The following is a 24452-nucleotide window of genomic DNA, read 5'->3' as shown; positions in this document are numbered from 1 at the left end:
CAGGCATTCAGCGGCGGCGCCCGCCTTTCAGGGGCGCAGGCGGGGCCTCTCCTTCTGCGGGCGCTACAAACAATTCCCCCAGGGGCACGGCGAGCGCGTCAGCAACCTTGTCCAGAAGGTCAACTGTTGGGTTTTCGGCCTGCCGCTCAAGCCCTCCGAGATACGCCCGATCCACTCCAGCATCCGCTGCCAGCCGCTCTTGGCTGATTCCTTGCGCCACACGTACTCGGCGCACGTTCCACGCGACTAAGGCCCGACCCTTCATAGCTGGGAATGAACGGGCAGGGCGGGCTATTTAACCACTGGCTATAGCCACAGGGTATCGCTAAGCTTGGCCTGCGGCGCGACGACCGCACGAGGTCCCGGCTCAGATGCAGGTTCGTATCCACCGCGGCACGCGTGAGATCGGCGGTACCTGCATAGAGCTGGTTCACGAAGGCGCCCGCATCCTCCTCGACCTTGGCCTCCCGCTCGACGGCGATCCGGGAGATGCGTCGTGTCACCCAGTCGTGGATGGCATGGCCGCTGGCGGCAATCTGAAGGCGCTTATCCTATCACACGGCCACCGTGACCATGTCGGGTTGGCCCACCTCGCCGGACCGGACCTCCCGGTGGTCATGGGCGCCGCGACACAGGCGATCTTGACGGCCGCCGCCCCGTTCGTCCCGGACGCCTACCTACCGCCATCGACGATCACGATGGAGAACGGCAAACCCCTCACCTTCGGCCCGTTCACGGTCACGCCGACCCTCGTCGATCACTCGGCCTACGACGCCTACGCCCTCCTCGTCGAAGCCGGCAGGCAACGCCTGTTCTACTCGGGCGACTTCCGGGGACATGGGCGCAAGGCCAGTTTGTTCGAGCGCTTCATCCGGCACCCGCCGAAGAATGTCGACCTCCTGCTGTTGGAAGGATCCAGCCTCGGTCGCCTCGATCCGGACCAGCGTTTCCCGACGGAGTCAGACGTCGAGGACCGCTTTGTCTCGCTGTTCCAGGAAACGACCGGCATGGCCCTCGTCGCGGCCTCCGCCCAAAACATCGACCGGATGGTCTCGCTCTACCGCGCCTGCAAGCGCACCGGACGAACCCTTGTCATCGACCTCTACGCAGCGGAAGTCCTGCGAGCGACCGGCAACGCCAACATCCCGCAATCGGACTGGCCTGGCATGGCGGTGTTCGTGCCGCACTACCAACGAGTCCGGATCAAGCAGGCTGAGCGGTTCGATCTGATCGAAGCCCGTGCGGCCAACCGCATCTTTCCGAGCCAACTTCGAGCTCTCGCCCCCCGCGCCGCCTTCCTATTCCGGCCAGCCATGCTGCGAGACCTCGACCGGGCGGAGTGCTTGTCCGGCGCGACCGCGATCTGGTCTCAATGGGACGGCTACCTTGCCCAAGAAAAGGGCTTAACCCTACAGGCGGATCTGACCGAGCGCAGCATCCCGCTTGCCCACGCCCACACGTCGGGCCACGCGAGCATCCCGGATTTGAAGCGGCTCGCGGAGGTCATCGCCCCGCGCCAGATCGTGCCGATCCATACTTTTCACGGCGACAGCTTCCCCGAATTGTTCGGTCCGAGCGTTAGCATCAAGCAGGATGGTCAGTGGTGGGAGATAGCAGCGTGAGTTCGTCGCCTTCGTCGTTCTACAGGGGCCTCAGCGAGACTTACCTCGCAGCACTGAATACCCTTACCAACCAGCCCAAGGGCAATTGGTGGCAAGACGTCCTAGCGAGACGCGACCTCGTGATCGCGATCCGCGCAGAGTACCTGAACGTCTATTACCGCGGTGCCTCCATCTTCCGTGTAGAGCGTGAAGGCGACAAGCTCGTACCGATCACGCACGCCAAGTATCTGACCCGCCGGAAGCAGGGATCGGTCAAGATGGCCGCGGACGGAACCTTCAACATAGATTCTAACACGGCACTCTGGCGCAGCTACGAGGGTCCGCCGACACTGCGGGAGATGATCCAGGCTGCCGATGCGCTCACTGGACCGGAAAAGATTGGCCTGCACGGCCTCCTCATCACCAGTCCCCATGTGATTGACGTAGAAATCGCGTTCGGTGTCGTTGCAGCGCCAACAACCGAAGATTCGAAGGACGGCCTCATCGCCGCCGCAGAAGAAGAAGCAAGCGAAGCCGCTCAGTCGCTATCAGTGCCAATCGCTGGCCGCGCGGACCGGATCGACGTGGCGACTTTGGAGGAGCAGGACGGGAAAGTCCGCATCGTCTTCCACGAGGCCAAACACTTCGCCAACCCGGAACTTCGTGCCAGCGCCGGGGAGACGCCGCGAGTCGCTAAGCAAATTGACCGGTATCGGCGGACCCTCGCCCATCATGCTGAGGCGATCGGCCGGAGCTATCGTGATGTCTGCCAGGCGCTTGCCCTTATCGACGGCATGCGTCGCCGGGTGCAAACCGGCACTCGGGCCTCGCCCCCCCTTCATTCGCTGATTTCCCGTGTTGCGGACAATGGCACTCCGCTCACGGTAGACCCCGAGCCACGTATCGTTGTCTTCGGTTTCGACAAGGACCAACGTGACGGCACGATCTGGCAAAGCCACCTTAAGCGGCTGACGGACACCAGCGGAGATGGCTTCGGTCTGAAAGTCCACGCGGTCGGCAACACGCAAGGACGCCGATCTCCCGCCTTCACAGCTTGAGAGCAAACGCGGTTCGTGCCGCTGACGACTTTGATGGATGGATGTTGGGAGCCGCCAACATCCATCTTTGACCCTAAGCGGCCTCTTGGCAGGTCCCGCTTCCGGGCAGTCTGGTCGCATAATACGAACCAGAGCATTGGATGGCGGCCGGTTTCGGCTCGGCGGGTTTCCGACGCCGGAGGAAAGAAGGGCAGCCGTTCGCGTTACCTCGAGATATCCCTCTCAATCACTAATGCGCTGTTCAACGTTTGAGACAGCTTTCGCCAAATTCGACGCCGATGGAATAGCTCTACTTCTTATCGGCAGCCATACTGGTACGCGCAACTTACGATCCTGGACCAAAGACCTTTTACAAAAACCTAGCCGGCATATTCGACGAAACCCCACAGCCATTGCCGCACATCCTCCCCGGTCTGCGGATCCCTGCTGACTCTGTCCAGCAGCCGAAAAGCTTCCGCCTTTAAAAACGCGCGATCTGCGTAGCCGTCCTGAACGACGCCCTCGATGTAGCGCGGAAGCTCCGCTGCAACCGCTGCGGCGTTATGATCTCGCCCCTTCTCCCTAATAAACCATCTGCTGTAATGACCGACCCATGAGAGAAAATCTGCGTCGAGAATATCACGTGTATAGCGAGTCTTGATTTGATAAACTGCGTCCCACGTGTCTGATCGGTCCGACTCATGACCGACGATGTTGATGTTCCATCGCGGCAAGGTATAGCCTCCAATCTCGTTGCCGTTAAAAAATTCGCTACCTTCAAGCGTGATGCGATAGTTGGGACCGAAATAAGGATCGCAGCAGCGACGTCTCCGCCCGTCGCTCCCAATCAGAACGTCAATCGCGCGTTTGTAGGTCGAGTTGCACTCGTCGCACGCTGGCGGAAGATTTCGAAGATCAGCAGAAGCAAAAGGATATTTTGAGATCGGAAGCAGGTGGTCGAGCGCATGTCGGGGAGCACCGGGAGCCCGAAAGTAGTTTAGTCCGCAAAAGGGACAAAGCCTGATGTCAGCCGCATAGATTACGCTGTATTGATGGTCGCGAAGGAAGCCGTCGGCTGCTTTGATACTTGACAGTTGGCCGAAGAGATACGTCGCCAGCGCGCTCGCTGACTCCCGGATCGACTGAGGAAGAGAATCAATAGTCGGGCAGGGGGCGGTATCGTTAAATACGTCCGGCAGGGCCGTTTGCCGCATGATGGCAGCCCGGACGTCTGGCCGCTGCGCCGCGGGTAGCTGGGAATATCTCTGAAGCAGGCATGCGAGCTTTGACCGCAAGCCGGTACGTTGCGCTAAAATATCGCGCTGACCTTCAGGCAAACATCCCGGCCAAGCCGCCGGCTCAAAGCCGCCATCAATCGCGTTCATCCCGGCCAACATTAGATCTACGGCCAGAGCGTTGAGCCAATTATGGCCCAAGGCTTCAATCGGGTAGGAGAAGAGCATCGTTAGGCCTGGTTTTTCAGCTTTCGTAGGTGATCGGCCAGAAGAGCTTTCCCGATTGAGGGCCCGAGACCCTTGAACCCCTCCTCGATCTCGGCGACGTTGTCCGACTTCAAGAGCTTCTCGATTTCCTTTTCTGCAATGTGCGAGTTGGGCGGGCGGATGCCGAAACAGCTCTCAAGAATCCGGTCGAATGTGGTTCCGAAGGTCTCAATCTTAGGATTATCGACGACAAATTTTCCAGTTTCCTCATCTCTCGAGAAGATCATTACTTGATCCCTCGGCATGTCTGATGGCACGAAAGGCGCGTGCGTCGTGAGCAAGAATTCTTGGTTCCCGCGATCTCCCACTATCTTGGTGAGTTGCTGAACGAATTCGACGCGCCATTTTGGGTTGAAGTGAGATTCAGGCTCGTCAAGCAGGAAGAGCGCGTTGGTGTCGGCGATCATCGCGTAAGTGCCGAGGATTAGCGCTTGCTGGTGCTCGCCGTCAGAGAGCGAGACGTAGTCGACAGGAGCCGACCTGCACCCCTCGGGCCAAAACCGAACCTCCTCGAAGCTGAAAACCATATCCTCCTGCTGTGGCTCGGGCAGCCTGGAGGCAAAGCGCCGCTCCTTAACGGCCTTATCAAACCGCTTTCGCGCTGGTCGCGGGATGGCAAGGTCATTGAGCAGGGCAAGCTTGTGCAGCGAGCGGTATAGCGAGAAAGCATCAGCCCAGTAGTGGGCGAACGCTTGCCGGGTCGCCTCCGTGATGAGGAAGTCGAAGGTGTATGTCTCGGTCTTTTCGTCGACATGCCAACAGGTTGCGGTACGTTGAAGATTGGCAATGACGGTCTCGAGTTCGTCGGTGAGCTGGATGCCCTTGCGAGAAGAGACTCTTTTTTTCTTTGGGATTTTTGGAACGGCGGAGTGCGCTAGGCGCACGATGCAACGGCAAGACGCAAGATCACCGAGGCGGGCGTGCAAAAGCAGTCCGGCTCGAACAGGCTCCAAGCCCAGCATGAGATTGGAAAACAACACCTCCAGGTTCGTGCTATAATCTATGAGCATAAGCCTGTTATCGGGAACTGCCTTAGCGTCATCTTCGCGCGCCGCCTTCGCGACGTCGCGAGCATATCCACTTCTGCTAGCGAGGAAGGGCAAACTCAGGGTTTCATTGTCACCCGACGTGTAGCCAATGATCAATGTCGGCAGAAATTGGCTGAACGCAGCCTCCCCCGCCTTGATACTATCGCCATCGGCGGTCAAGAGTTCGATCGGCCCAGGTTTATTACCCTTTAGCGCTCGGACGAGACGGACGGTTTGATAGTTATCTGATTGGGGCGGCCGGATAATATACTCAAGATCAAACAGAACCGCGTCGTTGGCGCTGCGCCGCTCCTCGCCGGGGGCATGAGCGTGCCACGCCGCCTGGAAAATCTCCGCGATCAACTGGAGAAATTGAGACTTACCGGATCCGTTCGGACCGATCATGCACAGCGGCGCGAGAGGTGCGTCCACCTTGCCGTCAATGTCGCGACCGAACCAAATTTGTGTGCCGTCAAAAAGGCCACCACCGGTTCCCGATCGCTCGATCTTGAGCAGCCTCAACCTCACCGCGCCGCCCTTCTTAGCAGCATGCGGTGTTCATCCTTGTCGAACACCTGCATCAACTTGGGCGACGTGCCGCTCAGGAGCTCAAAAAGCGCGTCGCGCACATCGCCGTAGGGTAGCAAGACCCGCTGAGCGATGGCCTCGAACGTCAATCCCTTCTCAGGCCAATTGGCGCTGTCGGTCAAAAGTGCGTGCTTTGGATCCGTTTTCACTGTTTTCGCTTTCGGACTCTTCGGCGCGTCGACGGCAAGAATTGTACGCATCTTTCCGATACGATCGAGCAATTTGTTGGCTGGTTCGTCGCCGGTGGTTTGTTCGACCAACTGTCCTGCGAACGCTCTTGCTAGGATGCGCTGTTCCGCCCGTTCGACGAGGCGCAATGACCGCTCCACCTCGCTGGCAAGATAACTGATGCGGGCAAATGCGTCCTCGACAAGTCGGATAATTTCTCGCTGCTCCGCGAGCGGGGCTAATTTAATGTTGAACGCCCTGATCTCGGGAAAATAGATTGTCGTGTGGGTAGTCCCGCGCCCAAAGTCGCGGATGTCATCGCCCTCGGCCAGTAAAGCGTACATTAGATATTTGGGCTCGAGGGCAGCAGTGCAGGACCAGGTCACGAAATCCTGGCTGGTCGCCATTTCACGGCCCATGATTGCGACATAACCAACGGACGCCGTACGCGAGAGGACGACCGTACCCGCCGGAAGCAAACGCGCTGATGAATTGGCAAGGCCCGCGTTGTTGATCGTCTGAAGGGTGTGCTCGATCACGCCCCCATGGTGCCGGTTAGCGTCCGGAATCCCGATCCATGGCACGTCGCCGCGCCACCATTCAGGGTGCGACCGACTGGGCGTGTGTCCGGTCTCCTGGCGCGCTATGCGCAAGAGCGGAACCCAATCCCAGCCGTCGGGGAGAGCGGTGCCGGGATTGTTGACCGAGATTCCGCCTCTACCCGCGATAATCTCGTTCGTCGCCTGCCGCCCGCCACGGGCCTGTTCCGGCTCTTTGACCCTCGCAAGTAGCCCAGCCACCGGTTCGATTTTCTCTTCGTCACGAAACGCTGCAGTTAGCTCACCGCGGAAGGCCGATCGAAGAAGTTTGAGCTTATACTGATCGACCAGCGGAGCAATCTTTCGTAATTCGCTGCGCGAGAGATCGATGCGCGCCCCTACTTCCTCAAGCAGAGCCACAATCCGGCGCTGCTCGGACAGAGGCGGGATGGCCGCCTGATAGCCTTCGATGTGATGCTTCGAAAGCCCCGGGATATCGCCTTGGGCCTGCTCGATGATTTCGCCCGCACGATAGGCGATCGTTCGCAAGATAAATTGAAAATCCAGTTCAGGGCTAGGGTGGTAAGCATAGATATCTCGCCCGATCGCCGCTGGAATGCCCGGAAAAGTCTTACCAACGCCGCCGCCTTTGACAGTGATGAAGATACAGCCTTCTGGCACTATCCTACGCGGATCGGTCGTCCATTTCGGCCTGTGAAATGCACTTCCGTCCCATTGCTCGGGTCCAGTCACATAGCTGGTTCCCCGACCTTCCTGGTTGACGGTTTCCGCGCTCGGCGACTGTCCCGTATATAGAAGGCCGACGTCACCCAGCTTTGCGTAGGCCCACCCGGCTGGAAGCTTGTTCATTGAACCAAGAACCCCGCCCCCAGGCATACTCTATGCGCGAGCATCCCGGTTGTCGGCATGGCCCGTCGAATAGCATCGCGATTTGAGTAGAAACAAATAGGGATGTGTGACATTAATTGCTCCTTCTCAATCAATGCGCGGGTTTTAGCTGAAAGTCTTCACCTTCAATATCTGAGGTTAGGGCATCGATTTCGTTCAGCGCTGAGCGCAAGTGGCCGACGATCGCGGCCAAGATTTCATTGGTATCCTGCATAGCGTCGTCCTGTTCCGCATTTTCGTCGCGCAACCACATCCAGTTGAGATTGTCGCCGCGTTCGGCAACTTGCTCGCGCGATAGCTTGCGCCATCTGCTGTTTTCTCCTTGGTCCATGCGCTGTGATGTGCCTCCGGGATCGGCGCCGTATACGCGCTCGAAGTCATCAAAATGAAAGTCAAGCAGTGCATTGGTTTTGCCAAACGCAGGCATGTTTGTGCGCAGGTCATAGAACCAAACATCGTCCGATACGACCCCGGCTTCTTTCCGAAAGAAGAGCACATTGGTCTTTACCCCTGCGCCCGGGAAGATCCCTTTGGGAAGCCGAAGGATCGTGTGTAGGATGCACTTCGTCATCAAGTCCTGACGAAGTGACCGGCCGACCCCGTCCTCGAACAGCACGTTGTCAGGCACCACCACCGCAGCCCGGCCGCCATTACTTAGCGTCAGGTAGATGTGCTGCAGGAATGCCAGCTGCTTATTGGTGTTACGGTATGGAAAGTCCGCGCGCAGTGCCCGTCGGCTTCCTGCCTTGCTGCCAAACGGGGGGTTCGCCAGTACGAGCGTCGCCGCGCCAAGCTTACGGCCATCATCTGTCAGCGCGTCTCCGTGGATGATGTCCGCATCGAGACCGTTCAGGAAGGTGTTCATCAGGCATATTCTGCGAGTATTCTTTTCAATCTCGACACCCTGATACTTCGGCGGATTTATAAGATAGGCTTGCTCAGAGTTGCTTAACCGGATAAATCGGTCGGCCGTGATCAGGAATCCGCCGCTTCCCACAGCCGGATCCTGGATCAGCTCGCCTAAATTGGGTTTGGAGACCCGCACCATGGAATTCACCAATGCGCGCGGAGTGAAATACTGCCCTGCTCCCGACCTAACATCTTGGGAGCTCTTCTCTATCAGCCCTTCATAGATCTCGCCGAACCGATCGCCGCTGACGTCGTTCCATCCGATTTTCGCGATCCCCTCGACCACCGCATGAAGGTTCTCGGAGTGGGAAAAGACCGTCGTGGGAAAAGAGTAGATAGCTCGAATGATTTCGCTGTCGGCGCTGGTCCCGAGATGGGTCAGCATTTCTTGGTAGAAGCCGAGCAATCCTTCCTTCGGGTGCCGGGCCAAGTCGCGCCAGCGATAATCGGGTGGAAGTAGCCGCTCAACACCGTTCTCTTCCGCTATCTTCAGAAACAGGAGATAGGTCAGTTCGGAAACATATTGGTGATAGCTAATCCCATCTCCGCGAAGAATGTGGCACAAGGCCCAGATTTTTTGAACGATGTTTTCACTTTTCATTTTTAATACAATCGTTTAGGTCCAAAATCGCATGCTGCTCATGGTGGATGCCCAGCCTGGGCGAGATCCTATCGAGATTGGATCAAGCCGGAAACCGCAGAATGGGGAAGGCCGGAGCGATATAATGGTAAGCGTTGCCGATCGGCCGATGAGATGCGGGTAGGTGCTGACTGAACGAGGCAGCGACGACACCCGGCAAGTGCCCCCCCAGAAAGGGTTTGTCGGCCCCCTCGTCAAGAATGATAACCTGATCGCCGGGCGCGTTCGGCCGGTGCCGGTGAGAATCGAACTTACGACCTCAGCCTTACCAAGGATGCGTTTGATTGAGCTGCATTAATAGCTTGGGGGAACTAATGCATCGGTGACGAACGATCGAGATGGGCGCAAAGCCGAAGGTCGACCCTCCGATTAGGAGCCAAGGTCAGGTCGTGGCGCGCTTCAGATCGCGCGAGGAATGGCCGTGGCCGCTATTCCCGTCATGTGGACGCGAGCGTCTCATGACCGTCTGAAACCGTAGCGGAGGCCCTCGCCCAGGAGATCGAGGACGGCTTCGCCGGTTTCGCTCATCGGGTTCGGAATCATCTCGACCCGGATGCGCCTAGCATCGGCGACGTTGCTGACGTAGGCGATCCAGTAACGGAGACCGGACCGCGTGCGTGCCGCAGCCCGGCCCGCGCGGACCTGGGTCTCCCCGAGCTCGAAGGCGCGGGGGTCGTCGAGGTGCGATTTGACCTCGATCTGCCAGACCTGTCGCTGCCAGCCGATCTCGAAATCGTACCCGAGGCCATCGTTCCCTTCCTTGCCAGTGAACTGCTTGGCGTTGCTCGACTTCCAAGCGTCGTCGATGTCCTGCTTAGGCAGGCGCTTCTGGAGCCACCGCCGGACGGCGAGTTCGCCGAGCCGTCCGATCATGTCGGTCTTCGAGGACGGGGCGAATTTCCGGCTCCCGTACACGTTGCGGGTTCCTGATCCCCATCCACCGAGTTGTGGCGTAAGGGCTGGTCGTGCATGGGCGGGCGCGAGGTCTGCCTCGCGCCCGACCGGCGTGTCGAGGAAGGCAGCGGATAGGTTCTTGGAGAGCTCCGCTTCGAGTGCCGTCCAGTCGACCTCATCTGGATCGCGCGCTACGCCGTTGAACTCGACGGACCGCTCCTGCTTGCGCTGAGCCGCTGCATCTGCCTTGGCCTTGGCCTGCGCAGCGGCCAGCGCCGCGTCGCCGAGTGCAAGCGACGCTCCGTCAAGTGTCAGCTCCATGCCCTTCGGCCACGCGCCCAGCCGCCGGATCCAGGCGAGCAGGTCGTCGTGGTCGATCGCCTTGAAGTCGTAGGCCCCGGCGAGGTCGAGCATTGTCCTGAAGTCGGCCATGCCGCCGTCCGCCGCCGCCCACTGAGCGGGGATCGCGCGACTACGCGCGCCGCACCAGGCCCTGACGAGGGGACCGGCGGATCCGAGAACCGACCTCAGGGTCTGTCCGTTGGCCCTACGGACCTCCTCTAGGCCCGCGAGGTCCGGGTGCGGGAAACCGAGCGGCTGCGCGCCTTGCTCGGCGAGCCACTCGTCGACCCGTTGCGTCAGGATCTCGTCGGGCACCTCCTGCCATCGGGTCAGCCAGGCAGGATCGGGTTCGATGGTGGCCGCGGCGTCGCGGGTTTGGGCGTAGGCTGGCGCGGGTTCGCCGGTGGCAAGGGTCGGGGCGAACACGGCGCGCAGCGCGTCGGCGATATCGATGGAGGCTGCCTTAATGCGGCTGGCGAGCTGGCGCGCGTGGGCCTCCGGGTAGGTGTCGGGCATCTGCCCTGTCGACAGCAAGGCTAGGTTAAGCGCTTCGAACTCCAAGGACAGCGCCTCGCGCAACTCGAAGACCGACAGGGCGGTCCGGCAAGCGTCGAGCGCTGCTTGCGCGTCGCAGCTGAGCGGCTCGAGCCAGGGCGAGATGGCCTCCCGCAGACGCACCGGATCCTTAACTGCCTCGTGCTCGACAGATGCGAAGGCATCGAGGGCCGGTTGCCCGCCGCCCATGAAGAGCAGCGCGCGCAGCCACGGCACGTGCCGCTCAAGACCGGCGCCGAGCGTCTCGCGGGCGGCCCGGCGTGCCCGGCCCGACAGGCGCAGGCTATTGCACAGCGCGTCAAGGTCGCGATCAGGATCTAACGGGTCGCCCATCGCCGCGCCGGCGGCCTGGAGCGAGCGCAGGAGGATCCGCAGCCCCTGTTCGAGCCCGGGCTGGAGGAGCCCGTCGCAGACCGCGGCCAGCGCCCGGTCGAGCTGCGCCCATCCTGGCCCGGCGTCTAGCCGGACCGCGATGACTGGCCGGCCGTCCGCAAGCTTCAGGCTGAGCGCGTCCGGACCGCCCGTTAGGTCGTCGTCGGTACCGTCGAGCCGAAATCTGAGCTGCATCCCGGTTCGGACAGATAGGCCGTCGAGACGGTCGAGGATGATCCTGCGGTTGACGGGCACGTTGCGCGCTTCCAGCCCCTTGATCGCTTCCATGGCGACGGCGGCCATCAGCGGCAGGCGGGGGCACCAGTCGACCAACGGGGTGGCCTCGCCCGTTCCGACGTCCTCGCCATCAATTATTACCTGGTAGTCGACTTCCGAGAGGAGGCGCACCCGATCGCCGTACAAGCCCAGCAGCACATTTCCGAGCTGGGCGCGGCTACCGCCGCGTGTCTCGATCATGGGGCGCCCCGCTGCCTCCACGAGGCTCGACCCCGCCTCGTCGTCCGTATTGCGGACGTAGATCGGTTCGCTACCCGCATCCGCGCCCTTCATGGCGAAGCATTCCAACGCGCCACGCCGCCTTGCGAGCAACCGAAGAGGCGCCTCGGCGACCGGCAGTGGCGGTCCGGTCCAGTGGCGGTCCGCGATCCTCTGCCACGTATTGGCGTAGAGGTTGGCGAGCTGTCGTTCAAAGTAGCCGTCGAAGCCGTCCTTGGCGAACTGATCGGCGAGAAACGCCGCCTGCGCGAGCAAAGCGTCGGATTGATCGAAGGTCCGCAGGCCGGTCCTCGCGCGGATAGCGCCGAGGTGAGGCGCCATCGCCCGCTCGAGCGTGCGCAGAACTGAGATCGCGGGGCGTCGGAGGAAGGAGGGGAACCTGTCGCCGGCGTCCGCTGCCATCCAGATGTCCGAAGGGGCTACCGTGACCGTTTCATGACCCTCCCGCGTAGGCTCCGTCGCCGGAATCCAGGTAGCCGTGCGCAGGAAGGCCGTGAGCGGCGTCGGCCACTCCCGCACGTCGGACTGGCTAAAGAATGTGTGGCGGATGGTCAGCGACCAGCTTTCCGGCAGAGGCTCGCCGAGCCACGCAATCACGAGCATGGCGTAGAGTTCGAGCGCATCGCGATCGAAGCGCCCGATGTCACCTTGGCCCGGGAACCATCGCAGCTCGCCGGTCACGGTGTAGGCGCTGGCTGCGCCGAGGCCGTGGGGCTTGGCCGCGGCCACCGCCGCCTTCCAGTGCGTGACGACCGATTCCGGCATTCCCTGCTCAACCCAAAACCGGTTTCCCCCGAGCGTATCGCCGCGGTGTCCGCCGGGAAGCACTTTCCGACGCGGTTGAAGGCCACGCTTGACGCCAAGTTCCGTCAGGAAGTCCAGCCATTGGCCACCCGCGCCGCCGCGGAAAGCGTAATGGTCCGGCCCGGCGAGCCGTTGTTGCGCCACCCGGTCCAACTCGGGGCAGTCGCGAGGCGCGGAATTGAGGAACCTCTGGAGGAGACGGCCCCGGGTCTCCTCGGGCCATCCGTCGGAAAAGATCGCCTCCTCGGCCGCGACGAAGCCATGGTTCAGCGTCGGTACGTAGAGGCGGAGGTTCGCCGGCAGCGAGATGCTGCGCCCCTGGCCCAGCGGCCGCCGCCATATCTGGAAGGCCCAGCGCAGCCCTGCCGCCCTCGAAAGGTTGCGCTCGTCCCGGCGCAGCACCCTAGCGAGCTGGGTGAGGATGCCCTCGCGGTCGAACTCGAAGACCAGCCTGTGCCGGACCAGGAAGCCTCGGGCCTCGGCAAGCTCCCCGTGCCAGTCGAGCGCGTCGGATAGGAACGCGAAATTGTTCGCCAGCGCCTTCGGCGGCGAGAGGTCGTCCTGCTCACCTCCCGGCCCCCGCCGGACCGGCGGCGCGAACACCGTAATCCGTCCGACCCGTCGCACGCGCTTCCGCGCGGTCCCTACGGCGCCTTCGATGGGCTCGACGACCGACATGGCCGGCTGCAGCGTGCCGTCGTCGCCAAGCAGGACATGCTTGTCCGCGAGCGAGCCCCCCGCGGTGCCGACGAAGCTGCTAAGCTCTTTGTAGTAAACCGTCCACGCCTCGAAAGAGCGGCCGGGGGCCTTCGCAAGCGCGCCGGCGATCTCGACGGCCAGCGTGGTGCGTTCGTCCGCGTTCGGAGCGTCGAGATAGGTCGGCATCTGTCCCTTCGCGTACACCACCAGCGCATCAAGCCGCGAGCCGAGCCCAGGCCAGAGGGGCCAAGCCCGCACGGTTTGGGAATGCTTGGCGGCTGCCGTGATGGAGAAAGCGCGCCCTTCGTGCGTCCAGCGGCGGGCGTTGCGCAGAGCGGCCCACCCGATCGCCAGCTCACCAGAGCTGGTCGTTACCAGGACGGGCGCCATGGGGGCGTCGCCGAACTCGGCGACGCCGGCGGCGGCGGCGATGCCTGCTGCCACCCGCGCCGGCAAGTCAGCCGGGGAATCGAAGCTCTGGGGCTTCCGCCAGCACATGAAGTCGACGGCAGCCCGCGCCTTGTCCCGAGTGGTGAGTTCGCCGGACGGTTCGCGGGCCGTCGACGCCGTCCAGACGGCGCTCTCGGCTGCGAGGTCCGCGGCGCGTTCGAGCAGCATGGCGTTGAGCCGGATCTTCCCGTCCAGGCCCTTGCGGTTCGCCGTCGGGAAGAACGAGGCGTGCAGGTATCCGCGGAACGGCGCATGGGCCTGCTCGCCCATTGGGAGGTAGGTGAACAGACGCGAGGTCAGCGGTGCGTCCTCGTCGAGCCTAACCGCCAACGCTACCTCTCCGGGGCCCCGCCATTCCCTCCAATTCGAATGGAGCTGCGTCTGCTCGATCCCTGCGACGATCGCCTCGATCATCTCCTCTTCCTCGACGGAACGCCTCGCGAGCAGGAAGCGCCCAGCCGGCCCTAGGTCAGCAAGGGTGAGGTAGTGCGGCGCGCCCTCGACCGCCTTCTCGGTCCGGGTGAGCGACAGCGGATGCCCTTCTGCGCCATCGGCCCCTCGCACCCGCACGTCCAGGCGCGCGAGCCTGGACAGGAACAGCAGCATCGGCACGTTCATCTTATTGAGCGCGTCGATCTCCTCATGAACCGCCTGCGCTGCGCGCTCGTCGCGCAGTGGAAGCGCGATGACCGTCGCGAACCCGCGTGCGGCGAAGCTGCGGACCAGTTCCGGTTGCTCGTTGAGCCAGACCGGCACGTGGAAGTGCGGCAGGTCGCGGCGGGCAAGCTCGAAAGCCCGCGGCTTTGACACGAGTTCCGCCAGGTCGTCGTCGTCCGCGAAGCGAAAGCAGAAGCCCTCGAACCGTCCGGCCTCGCAGCCGCCCGGAGCCTGGGAGTAGATCTTCGGCGAATCGCACACGTGCCGGACGCTCCTGAAGCCGAGGCCCTTGTTGCCGATGGATTGCCCGGGCGGCTTGCTCGAGAGGCCGAGGTCGGAGAGTGCCTCGACGTTGCCGCGGCAGAACGGCGTCCCGCCGTTCGCGACGTATAGCGTGGGATGGCCCTCTGGTCCGGCATCCAGGAAAACCTCGATCGCCCCGTCTGTGCAGTCGGAAGGATGGACGTCGTGGGCGTTCTGGATCAACTCGATCAGGAAGCGGCCGTGGTAATCAGCAGACACCTGCTCGCTGATGCTTTTGGCGGTCGGGTAGATCTTGGCAAGGTAGTCTCCTTGATCGTCGATCGTGCCCTCGAAGGCGCGCATCTTCCGGCGCGCCCACAATTCGATGAAGCGGCGGGCGTCCGAACCCCATGCGGGCGCATCGCAGGCCGGCTCGAACGGCTGAGCCGTGCCAATCGCTTCGGCATCGTCTGCTGCAACCATTCGAATCGTCGTCTCCCTCGCAGATTGTAGAGTGGTTCTTGCTTGTGGCGCAGGTCGGGAACAGCTGGGTCAGACCGAGCTAATCGCCATCCCAAATGTCAGGCGGATTGTGCGAGAGCTACACAAATCACCTGCAACGAGAGCAGAAACAACCTGATTTGTGGTGGTAACGACCGCTCAACTGGCGTCTTACATCCCTTACCCTTCGTGGACCAGCGCCGCCGTAAACGCTCGTGTTGGGTCATAACGCCCGCTTGCCCGTCGTGACGTAAATGTCCGGAATGTAGCAATCAGCCAATGTCCAGTCCTGGCGCAAACCAGAAGCTCACGGGCCTCCTCCATCGGCGTGTAGAGGCATGCACCTGAAAGCTCAGCTTGGTATGCCGGCAACGGCATGAGGCAGTCTGCCACACCCAAAATCAACGTTGCCCTGTAAATTTCAGGCGGGCCAACGTGAATCCCCTCTGTCGACTTTTCCGACAGCAGAGGACACACGCGATGCCTTCCACACTCGCCAGCGCGGCGACTTCCCGCCAGGTTAAGTCTGCTCGCTGCCGTCCGCTCATCATCGCCCTGGCAGCCGTCGGGTTTCTGCTTACATCAAACGCTTACGCAGATCTGAGACTGGAAGGCCGCTTCCATGGACGTGGCGATGGCCGTCTAGAACTCCAGGTGCTCGCCCTCGATAGAGATGATCAAAACGGCGCGTATCTGGTGATCGCGGATACGGCTATTCTGAACCAATGCACGGGTGAAGTTCGCGGTACCGCGAAGAAGCTGGACGCGAGCACCCTTCGCTTGCGGGCGAAGACGGACGATCCCAACGAATTCTGCGAGATTACTGTTCGCTACAACAGCGATCGCAGCCGAGTGCAGGTCACGTCGGAAAACTGCAACCACTTCCACGGACCGTCCTGCGACTTCGGGGGCATCCTCAAGCGGCGCTGAACGAGGGACGGTGGGGCCAGACCCCATCGCCACCGTGGTGCCAAGTAGCCCGACAGCACGCCTCCCACTCCGCCACAGGAAACGGACCTCCCATGAAGCGTACAATAATCGCGCTCGCCTTTGCCATGCTGTCAGGCGAGGCAGCGCAAGCCAACCCACCCGTGGACGAAGTGAACGCGGGGCATTGCCTTGAACTCAAGGTCAATGGGCAAGCCGCCCCCTGCAATAACGACCTTCGGCTCGTCGACGACGGCAAGGGCGAGGTTACGTTCGTCGCCGGCTACGGTGACGGCAAGATCGGGGCGAAGATGGTCGTAGCGTTCACGACGGCACAGACGCCCGACATGGAGAACGCCTACGGCTATGCCCTACGCGTAAACTCACTGACCCTGATGCCCGTCGGCGCACCGGACACGCAGAAGCATTGGCCCGCGACCGGGCTGTGCTTCATGGTCAAACCGAATCCGGTGCGGGCGGGCACGACGGCGATCAAACAGGACATCGTTGTCATGTGCTCGGCGAACCTGACCGACATGGCCGCGCGGGTACGACGTATCGACTGGAAGTTCATTCTTTGAACGGGACGGCGACGCATGACGAACCCACTCCACCAGCCGACCCACAAGCCGACACCGTCGGCTACGACTTCCCCGCCACCGAGCGTCGGCATTTTCTGGGGCCTGCGCGAGGGCGATAGCCCGTGGGAACTGGTTCATGCCGGGCTCCCGCTGTCGGAGGCGGAGCCCTATGGAGACTGCCTGACCTATCCCAGTGCGCATTACGACGTTTGGGAGAGCTGGCGCCGCCTGCGTCCGGTCGGTCTGCGCAAACGTGGCCTGCCGACGTGGATCGCATCCTACGAGTACGAACATTTCCCCCGTGGCCGCATCGTCTACGAGACGGTTCCGCGCCGATTCGTCCTTTATGCGGACCGCCGGCTACAGCGGCCCGGCGTCATCGACCAGTTGCGGCAGAGATTCGGCCTCATCGATGCCACCGTGATCCTGCGTAGCGACCCACATTACCGAACAGGTCGGGGCTGAAGATCCTGCAAAAGTACCGACCACGCAGCTGCCAATAACTAAACGGTGGCTCCTGCCTGCGTCTGCGATTGCTCCATCACAATCATGTCTGGAGCTTCGACTTTGTGCAGGCCCAGACCCAACATGGGCGGAGCCTGCGCATCCTCACGCTGATCGACGAATATAGCTGGGCTTGTCTAACGCTGAAGATCGATCGGCGCATCAGCAGCTTGGTGAAATCGAAGCGCTGGGAGATGCGATGTGCTTCGACGGCATCTCCGACACCATCCGAGTCCCAAGGCGCACGGATGGAAACCTGCCCGTTTCATTGGCCGGCTGAAGCGCTTGCGCACCGCCTTCTGCCTCGCCCTCTGCTTGGCCCCGCCCATCCTGTCCTCACTCCCGTTGCACCTCACGCGGTCGCGAAACGCACCTCGGGCAGTTCATCGGACGAGGCGGCGGCGATCCATTGCTCGGTCGCGTCGCTCGCATGCCCATGGTGGGCCAGCATGACTGCCAGCCGCACGGCATCGGCCCGTATCAGCGTGAGCCGAGCCGTCGTCTCGTCGTTGCCCGCCCACGTGGCATAGGCGGTCTCCTGCAGCAGATGTCGCAGGCCGATCGCGAGCCGGCGCGCATCGGGAGGTGTCACACCGCCATGTTCGACGATGGTCCTGGCGGTCTGCAGGGCTTCCGGCAGCGCCCTAGAGACCCGGAGCGAAACGAGACCCGCAACCTCCTCCGTGAGCTGGCGTGGGAGCGCTACCACGTTGCCGCGATGGTGCTGGGTCATCCATTCGCCAACGCTCCAGAGGGCGGCGGTGACGAAGCGGCGCTCCTGCTCGAGCAACGCTCCCTGTAAATGGCCCGTCGCTTCCTCGACGTCCAGCACGCCCAACCGTATGGCCTGCGGGACGAGGACGAGGTGCTCGGGCAGCCAGGCTTCGAGCACGAGGCCGCGAAGAGCGATCCGCCGTGCTTCGTCCATTTGCTCGTCCGTTACTGCAGGGAGAATGGCATGCGCCAGCGCAGCCACGATCTCCCGACCCTGTTGTTCGTCGTGAGCCCTCACATCGACGAGGTCGAACTGAGCCTCGGGACGCTCCGGCGGACGCCATGCCACCAGGACATCGAACACTGTCAGCAGTTCCTGCGCAGACAGGTAGTCCCGAACGCCCGCCGGCTCTCGTTCGGCCATCTGCCTTAGCAGCCGCATGCCGCCAGGCGAAGGCTGCATGGTTTGATCCTCAGCGCCGAGGACGAGTTGACGAAGCATCGCGCGGCGCGCGTCCTCGTCCCGCGCTGGCACCTCGAACACCGTGTAGAGGGCAAGATCCCAGACGAGGCCGGGATTGCCGAGCCTGTCGCGTCGGCTCCAGAAGGCGCGGCCGAAGGAAGCGCGTTCTTCGGCCGACAGCAGGCCGTTCCGGGAGAGGTGAAAAAGGCGCAGGGTCGCCTTGGACGCGTTGTCCTGATCGCCGTGCTCGGCGGCGGTGGTGAGTTGCGCGATCCTCTCCGACCACCGTGCGTCGTCCCACGGTCGATCTGTTCCGGCACGGATCTGATCGCTCGGCTCGGGCCAGTTCATGCCGACATGCACACCGGCCTCCGATGGCAGTGGGAAAGCGATCAGGTCCAGTGCGGCATCGGCGCGGTCGGCAGGAGCCATCGTGTCGTACGAACGGTCGATGAGATGCTCCAGCGGCTCGAACAAGGATGGGTGTCGCCAACTCGGATGCCGCGCGAGTTCAACCGCGAACCGGAAGCAACTCTTGGCGTCGTCGCTGGGCAGGCGGACGATCAGCCGAGACATGAGCTCGGCAAAGTTCTGAGAACGGCTCACCCAGTAGCCGTTAAAGGGGCGTAGCGTCAGCGCGTAGTCCAGCGCGCGACGCGTGCGGACGAAGAGTTCGCCCGCGACCGCCTGATCGAGACGTGCAACGGCAATCCGATTGAACCGCAGTTCGATCAGGTCTCTCTCACCACGCGAAGCCGCGACGAGCGCGCGTACATCATCGACACGATCGGAACCAGCCGAGACGGCGATCGCTCTTGCGACCCGGCTTTGCAGGACGTTTACGCGCCCCTTCATCGCCATCGGTATCCCGACATGGTCGGCGAGCCGTGTCGCGTAGTGGTCGACGTTCACCGTCGTCATCGACCGCAGGGTGGTGCCGGGATGCTTGACGACGCCTGGATCAAAAGTCGCTGCCGGTCCCGCGGCATCCTTGCGAGCTTGCCTCTCGCCAGCCGTGATGGCGGCGTCGAGCCCTTCGATGCAGGGCCAGGGGTTGCAGCCTCCCTTGTCGAAGCGACGCAGCCAGTCCACCTCTAGGATCCCCTCGGCAACGTACTCGGGATTCCGTTTGTCCGGCGTGCTCGTCCGGGTGAGGGCATGCGCCAGAAACCCGGCCCACGCCAAGCGCGAGCGTATCCAGAGGGAGGAGCGATCACGGACGATCAGCGCCTTCAGCTCGCGGAAGGCGTCGAGCACGCCGGCCTCAACAGCGTCGTGCTGTCCGAGTTCGGCGAGGAGCGCGGTGCGCCGCAGAGCCCACACTGGATCGCGGCCTTTCACGCCAGCGACACGTGCGGCGAGTGTGGAGTAATCGAGATGATCGCGTGCCCAGAGTGCCTCCTCGTAGGCGAGAAGCGCGCGCGCCTCGTCATCCCGCTCCGCCGTCGGCGCCAGCCAATCGCGCCAGCGCTCGAACGATGTGCGATCCTCGGCCTCGCGATAAGTCCGAAGCAGGAGGCGCCCGAGCGACCAGCGGTCTGCGGGTCGCAGCCGCATCGGATCGGCTCCCTCGATTGCAGCCTCGATCCAGGTCAGATCGAACGCGTGCAGGCTGCCGTGCACGAGATCAAGCCGCCAGAGCACGTCGGCCACGGTGCCGATCGGATCATGTAGGCGAGCGTGGCTGAAGCCACGCTCCAGAGCCGTCATCTGATGTCGTAGGTCCAGTTGCAGCCATTCGCGGGAGGCAGGGGGCGGTTCGAGCCATCCCGGATAGGCGAGGCGTTCTGCACGCCAGCGCCCGGCACAGCTCTCGACGTAGCGGGCCGCGAAATCCGGTTCGTGAAGCCCCGTCCAGGATCCCGCGGGGTTCTCGGGATCGGGCGTGCGTGAGGAGCGTGCTGGCCAAGGGTCTTGTGGCGGCCAAGCCTCGGGGGGAACTCTGCGCGCCTCCTCCAGGGCCGAGAGGAACAGTTCGAGGGCCGCGGCATTCCGCTCGTCGCGATTGCCCGTCGGATCGGGGACGAAGGGCCCGAGATCGATGGGCGTGATGCCGCGTCCGAGATAGGCGTCGCGGGTCTCTCCGGTCAGGTCGAGGATGCCGACGAGGAAGAGGGTCCGGCTGTAGGGCGCGATCTCCGCTCGCACCCAACCCGTCCAGGCCGTGAAGTTGGGGTCGTCGCCGGAAAACCCCAGCATGCAGACGTCGTTCTCGATCAGCACCTGCCGCGCCAGGTTGACGAAGGGGGCGAAGCGGGTGGGATACTCGTGGTAATCGCCGTCGGTGATCACGAACGGCGTGTGAGAGGGAAGGGTACCGTGCAGCTTCACGATGCGCGGCGAGCGTGTCCGGGCGAGGTCCACCGGCGTCAGTACGACCTCGTAGATGGGGTCGGTGATCTGATCGGCGGCCCGCTCCAGCAGCGTGTCGTAGTTGGTCGTGAGCACCTCGGTCCACGGCAGGCGTAGCAGACGCGTGTGCAGATCGCCCGGCATCCAACTCGCATCGGGGATCAGGCGCCGGATCAGCCCCTCCAGGCGTCCCCGGCCGAACATCTCCTCGTAGCGCGCCGCGAGCTTCAGGGCGCCTGGGGCTATGCTCTCATCGAGGCCGAGTTCGTCCCGCATCACCCGCAGCAGGTCACCCCAAAGTGGAGGCTTCGGGCTATCGAACGCGGCAAGGCCCGCATTACGCGACAAGCCGGCACCAGCCATGAGAGCCGCTCCGCGCAGTTCGGTTTCCCGCCAGAGTGATCGGACAAGCGCCCTGAAGGCGGGCGAGGTCGCGAGTTCCGCTTTCGCGTCACGGCCATTCTTCATGGATCGTCACCTACCTCACTGTTCCAAGGAAACCGCCTTGTGTGAGGCGCCCATTGCATCCGGGTTGCATAGCTTAAGATAGGACTCGCTCCAATTGGAGGGCCGGTTCCGTCGAGCGCATTGGTGGACCTTAGCCTGCCCCATTTGGTGGCCCAGGTTTGAAGTTAGCGCATCGTCGGCCCGCAGTGGATCACAACGCGGGTCAACTCCTAACATGACTCGAATATATACTTTAGGGAGGATCACTTTTCTGGGGGCAGGCCAAAGAACACGAAGCCGTTGTCACGTTGGAGGCTATCGTTTAATATTTTTCACAACTATCTATACGATTTATCGTATTAAAGAGCCCTAGTTCTAAATATAGACCAGGTAAATACATTCGCTGCGAAGCAAATAACTATTCACTTAACAGATGTATGGTTATAAAGATACCGCCGAGCATGTTCGGCAGCGCCTCACCGCAAAATTAGAACCTACACCGACGCATCGACCTAGCCCTTACGCTCAACTTATCGGGCCAGATACTCTATCCCGTCCAACTCTTCCCCTTATATCGTGCGTCGGATTAGGCTGCGGTGAGGCGTCCATTCGAATGGATGCCTCACAATGCTTCGACGCCGTATCGCCCCTGCCGACATTGCAGGCACGATCGAGATCGTTCGTACCCTCGGCGCAGCAAACGATACGATCTGGCCGGTTCATAAGGTACCGAATCTCTTCGCATCACGACCGGATTCCTTCCGACGCCCCCTCGTCGGTATCCGCATCTCTGCCGTGCGGGGTGATCCAGGAGCCGTGACACTTCGCCGTGCCGACGGCGCAATCGAGGAACGATGCCCCCTCTGGACGACGACCATATCGCAGCAGCAACTTTCGGCTGACACGGGTGGGATGACCGGCTCCAACCGGGATGATGATGGGACCGGACTGGTTCTCTCGTTCGACTGGACGCCGATCCGCTCGGGGTCCGGGCGGAACCAGTCCGAACTGGTCTTACGCATCCGGTATCGATTCGAGCCGTTCTGGCTCGACGACATGGCCCATGCGCTACGTGATCTCGCAGACCACACGATGCACCGCATCGTTGCCCGTACAAGGCTGAAGCAAGAAGCGTAGCCGGCGTCGCAACACCCGTCGCATCAGCGAGACGGACGAGACACCGGCGCAACGCTGCGGAGGGACCGGGCGGAACCGCGTGTTTTCGACTGTCCAAACGCGCTATAAAAGTATAAGGGCATTGGAATACCGGATGGGATAGCGAGTACGGCATGTAGCCGTCCGGTAGGCGCCGGCATGCACCCAACCACCTACGGCACTACGTACGACCGCAGGCACTCCTGTGCGGCCAGCCCCTACGCCACATACGACCTACGCGCTGCCCACGCAGCCACCACGTCGGCACGTCCCCCTGACCACTACGCCGACACCGATCCGGCACCCGGCTACCACTGCCTCTTCGTCCGGCACGCCACTATCACCGCTGCCGCCGCCCCTTCTCGTTCATGATCCGAACTGCAACGGGAATCCTGACCTGACCGCACCGACGCGGCCGCACGTCAGGATTTCTTCATGGCCGACAACGCCCTCATCCCGCTGCCCCCCGCCAGCGATTCCATCCCTTCGTCCACCCATCTCGATGCCTTCGACCCCACCGGGCTCGGACCGCTCACCATCCTGCCGATCATCCCCGAGGCGCAGCGCCGAACCCACCACGTCTTCGTTCCCGCCGACCACCGCTTCAAGGCCGCCGCCCGCTTCCTCCAGGCCCTCTGGCGTGAGGACAACGGCCTGCCCACGGGCCACCTCCCGGCCGGCACAAATGGCAAGCGCCGCCGCCTCGGCTCCCGCATCAGCACAACGGCCGGCGACCAGGGCGCCAACTTCCTTCATCCGGACATCGTCCCCACCGTGGCCCGCGCCCTGGCCTACCGGGAACTCGGCGCCGTCTATGATGTCGAGCGCCTCAAGACCAACCTGCTCTCGTCACAGCCCCTGGCCTTCAACCTCTTCGGCCTGCTGCAACGCGACCCCGCCCTTGCCACCCGCTTCATCGCGGACTTGTTCCCGGGCGTCATGACCGAGGTAACGGAGTTCATCTTCGAGCACAGTCCCGGCCGCAGCGGCCCCCGCTTCACGGCAGACGGCACCGCGTTCGACCTCGCGATCCGCGGGCTATCTGCAACAGGCGACCGGGTCTTCATCGGCATCGAGGTCAAGTACAGCGAGAGCGGTTACGAACCAGCGCCACGGCTGAACGACAGATACACAACCCTCGCCCCGACCACCGACCTCTTTATCGATCCAACCGCCCCCACCCTGACAACCAACCCCTGCCAGCAACTTTTCCGCCAGCACTGCCTCGCGGCCACGATCCTGGACGAAGGTCTCGCGGACTACGCTCTCCTCGCGTTCATTGCCCCCCAGCACAACCATCTGGCCCAAGCCGCGGCCACGACCTACGCCCGCCAACTGCAATCGGCCACCACAGGACGCATCCCCTTCATCCCGCTCACCCTCGAACGCGTGATTGCAGCCATCGCGAAAGCCGGCCTCCCGGAACACGCGCGGAAGCTCCACCGCCGCTACACCGACTTCTGGCTGGTCGATGGCGAGCTTCATCTCGACACCGTGCCCGAGACGCTGTTCACGGCCGCCGCCGCATCAGCCCGCCGCCCGCGCCGCACGACGGCAAACGCCGCCTGACACCAGCGCCGCCCCCTTCATCTGACCACCCACCACACCGCGCACCGGACCCGCCCTGGCCCCCAACCGGTCGGGGCGGAGGCCGCACGCCTCCAAGCCACTTTGGACGCCCACCCAGGCGAACCCACACGACCGCCAACATCATTGCGGACGCAGATCCCGCCGAACTGCTCACGAACGGACACACATCACAGCAAGACCCCGACTTCGACCCGCCCCCGGTCACCAAGCTCTTCATGCCCGACGGCCCCGGCACTTGCCTCCTCAGCGAACTCGACCCGAACGAACCCGACCGTGCCTTCGGCCTGTGCGACACCGGCCACGGCTACCCGGAACTCGGCTACGTTCTCCTGAGCGAACTGCACGCATTCCGCGGCCGCCTTCGTCTACCTACCGAGCGCGCCGCCCCACTTCATTCCGGACCGACCCTGGTCCCAATACGCGAAAGAAGCGCGGGCGGGCGCATCACCACCTGAACAACCGCCTTTCATCGGGACCCGCGACCCACAACCACCGACGCCGCAAAAACGGCCACACGACATCACCGGTCACCCGACTACCCAACAGACCACATCTCACACTTCTCGCGAAATCGGCCCACGCTAAGTGTTTGAAACTATGGAACCCGAACCACACGAGTTCTCCCCGCATCGCCCCTTCATCGCCACCGCCGACCTGTAGCTCAGCCCCCAAGATTTGGCAGGGTATTTGGCCTATGGTCGTTGGCTGGACGATAGACAATTGTTATCAATTAGACGTCGACGCTAGCTCTTCGGTTGCAGGTTT

The 24452-nt window shown here is 62.6% G+C and carries 14 protein-coding genes and 2 pseudogenes; 9 read left to right on the top strand and 7 right to left on the bottom strand.

What is annotated here, in order from left to right; translation table 11 throughout:
- Positions 1–7 precede the first annotated feature (7 nt).
- Positions 8–265 (bottom strand): helix-turn-helix transcriptional regulator, encoded by a 258-nt coding sequence (locus A3OK_RS23510; protein ID WP_081631161.1) that lies wholly within the window; start codon positions 263–265, stop codon positions 8–10.
- 106 nt (positions 266–371) lie between these two features.
- On the opposite strand from A3OK_RS23510, the gene A3OK_RS0106605 reads away from it, so the two are divergent.
- Positions 372–1622, top strand: coding sequence for an MBL fold metallo-hydrolase (locus tag A3OK_RS0106605; protein WP_019904155.1), 1251 nt, complete (start codon positions 372–374; stop codon positions 1620–1622).
- A gap of 119 nt (positions 1623–1741) precedes the next feature.
- The gene (locus A3OK_RS0106600) at positions 1742–2659 is read left to right on the top strand and encodes a hypothetical protein (RefSeq protein WP_155911967.1); all 918 of its coding nucleotides are present in this window, start codon (positions 1742–1744) and stop codon (positions 2657–2659) included.
- Positions 2660–3018: 359 nt separating this feature from the next.
- Here the strand turns inward: A3OK_RS0106600 and A3OK_RS23910 are convergent, their stop codons facing one another.
- From A3OK_RS23910 to A3OK_RS0106580, 5 genes are all read right to left on the bottom strand, one after another.
- Positions 3019–4101, bottom strand: a complete 1083-nt coding sequence (locus A3OK_RS23910; protein WP_155911966.1) for a hypothetical protein — start codon at positions 4099–4101, stop codon at positions 3019–3021.
- A 2-nt stretch (positions 4102–4103) separates the two neighbouring features.
- Positions 4104–5690, bottom strand: a complete 1587-nt coding sequence (locus A3OK_RS0106595; protein WP_026597001.1) for a restriction system-associated AAA family ATPase — start codon at positions 5688–5690, stop codon at positions 4104–4106.
- 2 nt (positions 5691–5692) lie between these two features.
- Positions 5693–7333, bottom strand: coding sequence for a restriction endonuclease subunit S (locus A3OK_RS23260; protein WP_196805425.1), 1641 nt, complete (start codon positions 7331–7333; stop codon positions 5693–5695).
- Between the two features lie 130 nt (positions 7334–7463).
- Entirely contained in the window at positions 7464–8882 is a 1419-nt protein-coding gene (locus tag A3OK_RS0106585) for an N-6 DNA methylase (RefSeq protein ID WP_019904151.1), read from the bottom strand.
- 495 nt (positions 8883–9377) lie between these two features.
- Positions 9378–14936: a DUF3883 domain-containing protein gene (locus A3OK_RS0106580; protein WP_026597000.1), complete on the bottom strand. Its 5559-nt coding sequence runs from the start codon at positions 14934–14936 to the stop codon at positions 9378–9380.
- 498 nt (positions 14937–15434) lie between these two features.
- On the opposite strand from A3OK_RS0106580, the gene A3OK_RS0106575 reads away from it, so the two are divergent.
- The 4 genes and pseudogenes from A3OK_RS0106575 to A3OK_RS24540 all read left to right on the top strand — a co-directional run.
- Positions 15435–15884: a hypothetical protein gene (locus tag A3OK_RS0106575; RefSeq protein ID WP_019904150.1), complete on the top strand. Its 450-nt coding sequence runs from the start codon at positions 15435–15437 to the stop codon at positions 15882–15884.
- Between the two features lie 92 nt (positions 15885–15976).
- Positions 15977–16462, top strand: a complete 486-nt coding sequence (locus A3OK_RS0106570) for a hypothetical protein (RefSeq protein WP_019904149.1) — start codon at positions 15977–15979, stop codon at positions 16460–16462.
- A gap of 15 nt (positions 16463–16477) precedes the next feature.
- Positions 16478–16927: a hypothetical protein gene (locus tag A3OK_RS0106565; protein ID WP_019904148.1), complete on the top strand. Its 450-nt coding sequence runs from the start codon at positions 16478–16480 to the stop codon at positions 16925–16927.
- A pseudogene (locus tag A3OK_RS24540) lies at positions 16915–17198 on the top strand (IS3 family transposase); the annotation flags it as partial. The gene A3OK_RS0106565 and the pseudogene A3OK_RS24540, both read left to right, overlap by 13 nt.
- Before the next feature lie 120 nt (positions 17199–17318).
- On the opposite strand, the gene A3OK_RS0106560 reads toward A3OK_RS24540, so the two are convergent.
- A complete protein-coding gene (locus A3OK_RS0106560) occupies positions 17319–20699 on the bottom strand; it encodes an SIR2 family protein (RefSeq protein WP_196805424.1) in 3381 nt (1126 codons plus the stop codon).
- An 870-nt stretch (positions 20700–21569) separates the two neighbouring features.
- Here A3OK_RS0106560 and A3OK_RS23905 point away from each other — a divergent pair.
- From A3OK_RS23905 to A3OK_RS23505, 3 genes and pseudogenes are all read left to right on the top strand, one after another.
- The gene (locus A3OK_RS23905; RefSeq protein ID WP_155911965.1) at positions 21570–22079 is read left to right on the top strand and encodes a hypothetical protein; all 510 of its coding nucleotides are present in this window, start codon (positions 21570–21572) and stop codon (positions 22077–22079) included.
- Between the two features lie 453 nt (positions 22080–22532).
- Positions 22533–23666, top strand: a complete 1134-nt coding sequence (locus tag A3OK_RS0106550) for a hypothetical protein (RefSeq protein ID WP_019904145.1) — start codon at positions 22533–22535, stop codon at positions 23664–23666.
- A gap of 140 nt (positions 23667–23806) precedes the next feature.
- Positions 23807–24067: pseudogene (locus A3OK_RS23505) on the top strand (DUF2958 domain-containing protein); the annotation flags it as partial.
- Positions 24068–24452 lie beyond the last annotated feature (385 nt).

Source organism: Methylobacterium sp. 77 (assembly GCF_000372825.1).
Taxonomy (GTDB): Bacteria; Pseudomonadota; Alphaproteobacteria; order Rhizobiales; family Beijerinckiaceae; genus Methylobacterium.
Note: the sequence above shows the minus strand (reverse complement) of the source record. Positions and strands in the feature narration are given on the sequence as shown.